The organism is Curtobacterium flaccumfaciens (assembly GCF_051548005.1).
Classification (GTDB): Bacteria; Actinomycetota; Actinomycetes; order Actinomycetales; family Microbacteriaceae; genus Curtobacterium.
In genome coordinates this window covers 1-7,391 of sequence record NZ_JBPUGH010000161.1, presented here as the reverse complement: position 1 = coordinate 7,391, position 7,391 = coordinate 1, and the positions used below count along the sequence as shown (strand labels likewise).

9 protein-coding genes are annotated in these 7,391 nt (G+C 70.7%); 4 read left to right on the top strand and 5 right to left on the bottom strand.

Annotation, left to right across the window (positions count from 1 at the left end):
- Positions 1 to 3 precede the first annotated feature (3 nt).
- From ACSW7Y_RS14950 to ACSW7Y_RS14940, 3 genes are read right to left on the bottom strand one after another with little or no spacing between them, the layout of a single operon-like run.
- Positions 4 to 465 carry a hypothetical protein gene (locus ACSW7Y_RS14950; RefSeq protein ID WP_438127034.1) on the bottom strand — a complete coding sequence of 154 codons (462 nt, stop codon included), beginning with the start codon at positions 463 to 465 and terminating at the stop codon, positions 4 to 6.
- A gap of 56 nt (positions 466 to 521) precedes the next feature.
- Positions 522 to 863, bottom strand: coding sequence for a hypothetical protein (locus ACSW7Y_RS14945; RefSeq protein WP_438127033.1), 342 nt, complete (start codon positions 861 to 863; stop codon positions 522 to 524).
- Positions 864 to 866: 3 nt separating this feature from the next.
- Entirely contained in the window at positions 867 to 1,328 is a 462-nt protein-coding gene (locus ACSW7Y_RS14940) for a prevent-host-death protein (RefSeq protein ID WP_438127032.1), read from the bottom strand.
- Between the two features lie 129 nt (positions 1,329 to 1,457).
- On the opposite strand from ACSW7Y_RS14940, the gene ACSW7Y_RS14935 reads away from it, so the two are divergent.
- The 3 genes from ACSW7Y_RS14935 to ACSW7Y_RS14925 are packed head-to-tail and all read left to right on the top strand — an operon-like array spanning position 1,458 to position 2,673.
- Complete coding sequence (locus ACSW7Y_RS14935; protein ID WP_438127031.1) at positions 1,458 to 1,721, top strand: hypothetical protein; 264 nt, start codon at positions 1,458 to 1,460, stop codon at positions 1,719 to 1,721.
- Between the two features lie 26 nt (positions 1,722 to 1,747).
- Positions 1,748 to 2,263, top strand: coding sequence for a DUF1697 domain-containing protein (locus ACSW7Y_RS14930; RefSeq protein ID WP_438127030.1), 516 nt, complete (start codon positions 1,748 to 1,750; stop codon positions 2,261 to 2,263).
- Positions 2,260 to 2,673: a VOC family protein gene (locus ACSW7Y_RS14925; protein WP_438127029.1), complete on the top strand. Its 414-nt coding sequence runs from the start codon at positions 2,260 to 2,262 to the stop codon at positions 2,671 to 2,673. Before ACSW7Y_RS14930 ends, ACSW7Y_RS14925 begins: the two co-directional genes overlap by 4 nt.
- Before the next feature lie 48 nt (positions 2,674 to 2,721).
- Here the strand turns inward: ACSW7Y_RS14925 and ACSW7Y_RS14920 are convergent, their stop codons facing one another.
- Together ACSW7Y_RS14920 and ACSW7Y_RS14915 are read right to left on the bottom strand one after the other, a co-directional pair.
- Positions 2,722 to 5,232, bottom strand: coding sequence for a glycoside hydrolase family 65 protein (locus ACSW7Y_RS14920; protein WP_438127028.1), 2,511 nt, complete (start codon positions 5,230 to 5,232; stop codon positions 2,722 to 2,724).
- Between the two features lie 63 nt (positions 5,233 to 5,295).
- Positions 5,296 to 6,063, bottom strand: a complete 768-nt coding sequence (locus ACSW7Y_RS14915) for an HAD family hydrolase (protein ID WP_438127027.1) — start codon at positions 6,061 to 6,063, stop codon at positions 5,296 to 5,298.
- Positions 6,064 to 6,226: 163 nt separating this feature from the next.
- Here ACSW7Y_RS14915 and ACSW7Y_RS14910 point away from each other — a divergent pair.
- On the top strand, positions 6,227 to 7,391 hold a 1,165-nt coding region (locus tag ACSW7Y_RS14910), incomplete at its 3' end, for an APC family permease (protein ID WP_438127026.1).

Genomic DNA, 7,391 nt, shown 5'->3' with positions numbered 1-7,391 from the left:
GTGTCAGTCCGGCAGGTCGGACGGCTGGGCCTCGTGGTGGCGTCGACCCTGCGTGCGCCGATCCTCCTTCATGCTCGCCTCGAAGAGGTGGCGCTTCCCGCCGACGAGCTGGTCACGAGCGGTCCGCTCGAGCTCCTTGGCGAGCGCGTAGTAGCCGTCGTCGTAGTCCTCCATGATCTGGAAGGTCCACCGCCCCGCGATGACGTTGCGTCCGAGGAGCTCGGTGTCGATCCGTTCGGCCAGGTCGGTGTGCCCGGCCTTCCGGAGCTGCTCGACGGCGTCGCCGAGGTCGAGGTCGGCCTTTCCGGTCAGGCGGTGGAAGCCGTACAGCAGGCCCCGTGCGTGCTCGATCACCTCGAGCGCCGCCGACAGCGTGCCGAGGGCCTCGACGGTCGCCTCGGACACCCCCTCTGGCACCTGGTGCGCGGCGTCGGGTCCCTGGTCGTCGTGTCGCTCGTCCGTCATGCATCTCGTCTACCGGAGCGCTGCTGCGGCCCCTCGGAGGCACGGCGTCCCCGGTGTCACTTCGTGGCGTTCGGGTGGTGGGTGTGGACGTCGAGCAGGTGCACCGTGCGCGTCTCATCGTCGACCGTGAACCAGACCCGAGCACCGCGACGGAGTTCGATTTGTCGTCTGGTCCACTCCCGACCGCTGTGCGTGACCCGACCGAGCTCGCCGCGAAGGGCGTGGCAGGCCAGGTCCTCCATGAGCGGATCGGCCGTCAGCCGGTCCCACGCCGCGGCCACGGTGTTCCGCTGCGTGGCGACGAGGTCGCGCCAGCCGGCTTCAGCCGAACGGTTCAGGAACACGATCGCGTACTCGGACGTCCGGACCGGGCGAGGAACGGTGGTGCGCCGAGCCACGGGTCAGGGGCGCTCGACGGGGACGGCGACCTCGAGTGGTTCCGGCTCGGAACGGTGCCAGCCGGCGGCGATCGCCTCGGCCGAGTTGCGCCAGGCCTGCATCTCGAGCAGGAGTGCGCGTGGCTGCCGCAGCGAGAACGACCCACGCGCGACCTCGACGATCTCCTTGGCGAAACGCCGCTGGTCGTCGCGGCTGAGGAGCTTCAGCCAGGGGTACGGGATCGCCAGCCGCTCGTGCAGCGGGAGCCCCTCGTGGACGGTGACGGCGGCGATCAACTGCGCCGCGATGTCGAGCACGGCCTCGTCGTCATCGGAACGCTCCTTGGTGGTGAGCACCAGGGGCTTCCCGTCCCTCCGGGTCACCTCGAGGGGTTCTTCCTCTGCCGCGGCGAAGACCTCCTTCGCATGCCGGGACAGGTCGGATGACTGGACGGACCGTCGGTGGACGGGAGGTGCGAGGGTCATGGTCGCACTCTATTCAGAACACGTTCTGAACGCAATACGCTCCGGCGGTCAGCTTGCGCAGTCACCTGTTGTCGAGCCAGCCGCCGTGGCCTACCATTCGAACACACGTTCGAACAGGAGGAGGTCATCGTGGTGATCATCGACACGGCCGCGACGGTCTGGTGGACCGCCGGCACCCCGGAGCGGCTGGTGTGGTCCGGCCGACGGTGGCGGGTCACGGACACCCCCACGCGGTTGACCGTCACGCGCGCCGAGCTGCCCACCGCCATCACGCACGCACCCGAGCGCACGGTGGGCTGGCGGTTCCAGGCGACCGCGGAGGACGGCGAGACGCTCGTCCTCGACATCGTGCCCGAGGGCGGCGGTTGGGGCGTCGCCCGCACGTGGACGTGACCGCGTCGGCGCGCTACGGTCCCGGCATGACCAGGTGGATCGCGCTGCTCCGCGGCGTCAACGTGAACGGCATCACGATCCGGAGCGCCGACCTCGCCGAGACGTTCCGCGGCCTCGGGTACGCGGACGTCCGGACGGTGCTCGCGTCCGGCAACGTCGTCTTCACCGCCACCGGGGGTGCCGCGCAGGTGAAGAGCGCCGTCGAGCAGGCCCTCCGGGACCGCTTCGGCTACGACGCCTGGATCGTGCTGCTCCGGCACGAGGACCTCGCAGGGATCGTCGACGGGTTCCCGTTCCCGTCCGACGCCGACCGGCACGATTACGTCGTCTTCGCGTCGGAGCCCGCGGCCCTCGACGACCTGCTCGCCGACCTCGCGCTCGACGACTCCGTGGAACAGGTCGCTCGGGGCGACGGCGTCGTGTACTGGTCCTGCCCGAAGGGGTCGAGCACGGACACGACCTTCGCGAAGCGTGCCGGCGCGGCCCGGTTCAAGCGGACGACCACGACCCGCAACACGAACACGCTGCGGAAGCTCCTGTGACCGGCACCAACGGTGGCCCCCGCCGTGGCACGCTGCACCACGTCGAGCTCCGGGTCGCCGACCTCGACCGAGCCGTCCCGACCTGGGGATGGCTGCTCGGCGAGCTCGGGTACCAGCCGTACCAGCGATGGGACGGCGGCCGGAGCTGGACCACGGGCGGGACGTACGTCGTGCTCGAAGCGGCACCGCTCGTCGGTGCGCACGACCGGCGCCGACCCGGCCTGAGCCACCTCGCGTTCCACGCCGGCAGCCCGGCGGACGTCGACCGCCTCTGGCAGGCAGCCCCGGCGCACGGGTGGTCGCCCCTCTACGCCGACCGCCACCCGTTCGCCGGCGGACCGGACCACCACGCGGCGTTCCTCGAGGACGCCGAGCGGCTGAAGGTCGAACTGGTGGCGACCGACCGCTGACGGCGGCGACGCGGCGGACGCCCGCCGTGCCTCCCGCCCGCCGCGGCGCTACGCCGTCTGGTCGTCCGGCTCGAGGTCACGCTCCAGCGAGATCGTCGGGATGGACGCGGTGATGACCGATCCGTCGGCACGGAGCGTGCCCTGGATGTCGCTGGTCGTCGGCGCGCGCCCGGTCATCCGCGGCCCTTGGTGCGGCAGCGGTACAACCGTGGGCTCGGCGGCGGAGAGGTCCCACTGCTGGTTGTGCACCCACACCGTGAAGCCGTCGCCCTGCTCGATCGTGAACGTGAGGGTGTCCTGTTCGAGGTCGACCTTCACGCGCGAGCCCCGGACGTTCAACCGGTACGTGATGCGCTCCCACGTCCGCGGCAGCCGCGGGTTGAAGGTCATGCGCCCGCCGTGGTCCCGCATGCCGCCGAAGCCGTTCACGAGCGCACCCCAGATGCCGCCGGTCGAGGCGATGTGCACCCCGTCCGCGGTGTTGCCGTGGAGGTCCGCCAGGTCGACGTAGAGCGCGGTCTGGAAGTACTGCTCCGCGAGCTCGCAGTAGCCCACCTCGGCCGCCATGATCGACTGCACGACGGCGGACAGGGTCGAGTCCCCGGTGGTGAGCGCGTCGTAGTAGTCGAAGTCACGGCGCTTCTCGGCCGCGGTGAACTCGTGCCCCTGCAGGAACAGCGCGAGGACGACGTCGGCCTGCTTGAGCACCTGGAACCGGTAGATGACCAGCGGGTGGTAGTGCAACAGCAGCGGTCGCTTCGACTCCGGCGTGTTCTCGAGGTCCCAGAGCTCCTTGTCGAGGAACTGGGCGTCCTGCGGGTGGATGCCACGGTGCGGGTCGAACGGGATCTCCATCGACTCGGCGGCGTGCTCCCACCCGACGACCTCTGACTCGTCGAGCCCGGTGCGCCGGACCATGCGGCCGTACTCCTCCGGGTCGTCCACGGCGAGTTCGCGGCAGGCCTGCACGGCGGACCAGAGGTTCGCCCGGGCCATGACGTTCGTGTACAGGTTGTCGTCGACGACCGTCGTGTACTCGTCCGGACCGGTGACGCCGTCGATGTGGAACTTCTTGTCGCCGTTCGACCGCCAGAACCCGAGGTCCTCCCACAGGCGGGCCGTCTCGACGAGGATGTCGATCGCGCCGCGCTTGAGGAACTCCCGGTCGCCGGAGGCCCGGACGTACTGCATGAGCGCGTGGGCGATGTCCGCGTCGATGTGGTACTGCGCGGTGCCGGCGGCGTAGTACGCCGAGGACTCCTCGCCGTTGATCGTCCGCCAGGGGAAGAGCGCCCCGCGCTGGTTCAGCTCGCGCGCGCGGGAGCGGGCGGCGTCGAGCATGTTGTAGCGGAACCGGAGGGCGTTCCGCGCGACGATCGGCGCCGTGTACGACAGGAACGGCAGGACGTAGATCTCCATGTCCCAGAAGTAGTGGCCGCCGTACCCCGAGCCTGTGACGCCCTTCGCCGCGATGCCGTGGCCGTCCGTGCGGGCGGTCGCCTGCGCGAGCATGAAGAGGTTCCAGCGCACGGCCTGTTGCACGTCCGGCTTGCCGGGGATCTCGACGTCGCTGCGCGCCCAGTAGTCGTCCATCCAGGCGCGCTGCGTCGCGAACACGTCGTCGACGGTCTCGGCGTGCGCCCGGTCGAGCGTGCGGTCGCAGCGGTCGGCGAGTTCCCGCGCGGGAACGCCGCGGGACGTGTGGTAGACGATGCTCTTCACCAGACGGATCGGGACACCGGCACGCGCCTGTACCCGGTACACGTGCTTGGCGAGGTCGTCCTCGATCGACGACGACTCGTCCCACGAGTTGTCGGTCTCGAGGTGGTGCTCGACGCCGACGCAGATCGTCATGCCCGAGCTCGCAGCCTGGTAGCCGAGGAGCGACCGGGCACCCGTGCTGCGCTTGAGCTTCGGTTCGAGCACGCGCTCCGTGAAGGCCTCGGCCTTGCGCGGGTCGAAGGCGTTCGCCGCCGCTCGCATGCCGGCGTGGTACTCGTCCTGGACGTCCTGCCGGTTGAGGATCTGGCTGGAGAGCAGGATCGAGGCGTCCGCGTCGAGCACGGTGACCTCGTAGTCGATGACGGCGAGGTGCCGATCGGTGAACGACACGAGCCGGCGGGAGCGGATGAGCACCCGCTTGCCGGACGGCGTCGACCACTCGGTCTCACGGAAGAGGTAGCCGCCGCGGAACTCGAGGCGTCGGGTGTGCCGGAGGATGTCCGCCTCGGCCAGGACGAGCGGTTCGTCGTCGACGTAGAGCCGGATCACCTTGGCGTCGGGCGCGTTGATGATCGTCTGCCCGGTCTTGGCGAAGCCGAAGGCGTCCTCCGCGTGCCGGATCGGCCAGGTCTCGTGGAAGCCGTTGACGTAGGTGCCGTACTGGACGCCGCCACGGCCCTCGTCGAGGTTGCCACGCAGGCCCAGGTAGCCGTTGCCGACCGCGAAGTTCGTCTCTGCCACGCCCTGCTCGTCCGGCGTGTACTCGGTCTCGACGAGCGCCCACTCGTCGATCGGGTAGCGGACGCGGTCGAGCGGGTCCGAGGTGATGGGGTTCATGCTGCTCCGGTGAGGGGGAGGAGAGGTTCGGGTGTCGTCGCGGCCCGGGTCGGCCGCGACGCGTCAGGACGCCGGGGTGGGGACGGCGCGGAGGTCGTCGACGAGGTCGGCGAGGTCCTCGACGACCACGTCTGCGCCGTGGGCGCGGAGTGCGTCCGCGCCGGCGCCACGGTCCACGCCGATCACGAGTCCGAAGCCACCGTTGCGACCCGCCTCGACGCCGCTCGTGGCGTCCTCGACGACCACGCACTCGGCGGCGGTGAGACCGAAGCGGCTCGCGGCGTCGAGGTAGGTGTCCGGCGCGGGCTTGCCCTCGAGCGCGTCCTGCCGGGCGACGAGGCCGTCGACGATCACCGGGAAGCGCTCGAGGATGCCGGCGGTCCGGAGGACCGACACGGCGTTCGCCGAGCTCGACACGACGGCGACCGAGTACCCGGCGTCGATCGCGGCGACGAGGAACCGGTGGGAGCCCGGGTACGGCTCGACCCCGTGCTCGTCCAGCTCGGCCGTGAACTCCGCGTTCTTCCGGTTGCCGAGCCCGCAGACGGTGTCGGCTGACGGGGCGTCGTCGGGCGTGCCCTCCGGCAGGTCGATGCCGCGCGACGCGAGCAACGACCGGACCCCGTCGTAGCGGGGCTTGCCGTCGATGTGGTCGAAGTAGTCCTGCTCGGTGTACGGCGCGACGCCGTGCGCGTCGAGGTACGGCGTGAACAGGCGGCTCCACGCGCGCATGTGGACCTCGGCGGTCGGCGTGAGGACGCCGTCGAGGTCGAACAGCAGCGCGCGCTGATCCGCGAGGCGGGCGGGGGTGGGCCGGTCCGGTGCGGTCATGCGCCCACTCTAGGACCGCTCCCGCCCGGGCACTCAGCCGCGACGCCGATGTGTGGAGAGAGTTCACCGAGAGCGGAGCGTGCAGGACTCCGCGCGATGCGGACGGACCGGTGCGGCCGCTCGGGGGCGCTCGGACACCCTGACGGGGACGGAAGGCACCACCATGACCAGCGACACCGCGGAACGTTCCGCTCCAGGACGGCAGGACTCGAAGCTCCGCCAGGCGATCACCGGCCCGCTCCTCTACCTCTTCATCCTCGGCGACGTCCTCGGCGCCGGCATCTACGCCCTCATGGGCACGCTCTCGGGGGACGTCGGCGGCGCGCTCTGGGCACCGCTCGTCCTCGCCCTGCTGCTGGCGCTCCTCACGGCGGGCTCCTACGCCGAACTCGTGACGAAGTACCCGAAGGCCGGCGGCGCCGCGGTGTTCGCCGAGCGGGCGTACAAGGTGCCGCTCGTGTCGTTCCTCGTCGGGTTCAGCATGCTCGCCGCCGGGGTCACGAGCGCCGCCGGACTGTCCCTGGCGTTCGCCGGCGACTACCTCGGGACGTTCGTGGACCTCCCGCCGGTGCCGACCGCGATCGTGTTCCTTGCGCTGATCGCCTGCCTGAACGCCCGCGGCATCTCGGACTCGCTGAAGAGCAACGTCGTCATGACGATCATCGAGGTGTCCGGTCTCGTCATCGTGATCGTCGTCGTGGCCGTCATGCTCGGGGGTGGAGGCGGTGACGTGAGCCGCATCGGCGCCTTCCCTGCCGACGCGAACCCCGCGATCGCGACGCTGAGCGCCGCGATCGTCGCCTACTACTCGTTCGTCGGCTTCGAGACGAGCGCGAACGTCGCCGAGGAGGTCCGCGAACCCCGCCGCGTCTACCCGAAGGCCCTGTTCGGCGCGCTCGCCACCGCCGGTGTCGTCTACGTGCTCGTCGGCCTCGCCAGCGCGATCGCGCTGCCCGCCTCCGAGCTGGAGGGGTCCTCCGGTCCGTTGCTCGCCGTGGTGTCCGCGTCGGGCGTCCCGATCCCGGACTGGGTGTTCAGCCTGATCGCGCTCGTCGCGGTGGCGAACGGTGCCCTGCTCACCATGATCATGGCGAGCCGCGTCACCTACGGCATGGCCGAGCAGCGGCTCCTGCCCGCCGTGCTGGCGAAGGTGCTGCCGAACCGGAAGACCCCGTGGACCGCCATCGTCGCCACCACCGTCGTCGCGATGCTGCTGACCCTCGTCGGTGACGTCGGGACGCTCGCCGAGACGGTCGTGCTCCTGCTCCTGTTCGTCTTCATCAGCACCAACCTCGCCGTGCTCGTGCTCCGCCGGGACCGCGTGGAGC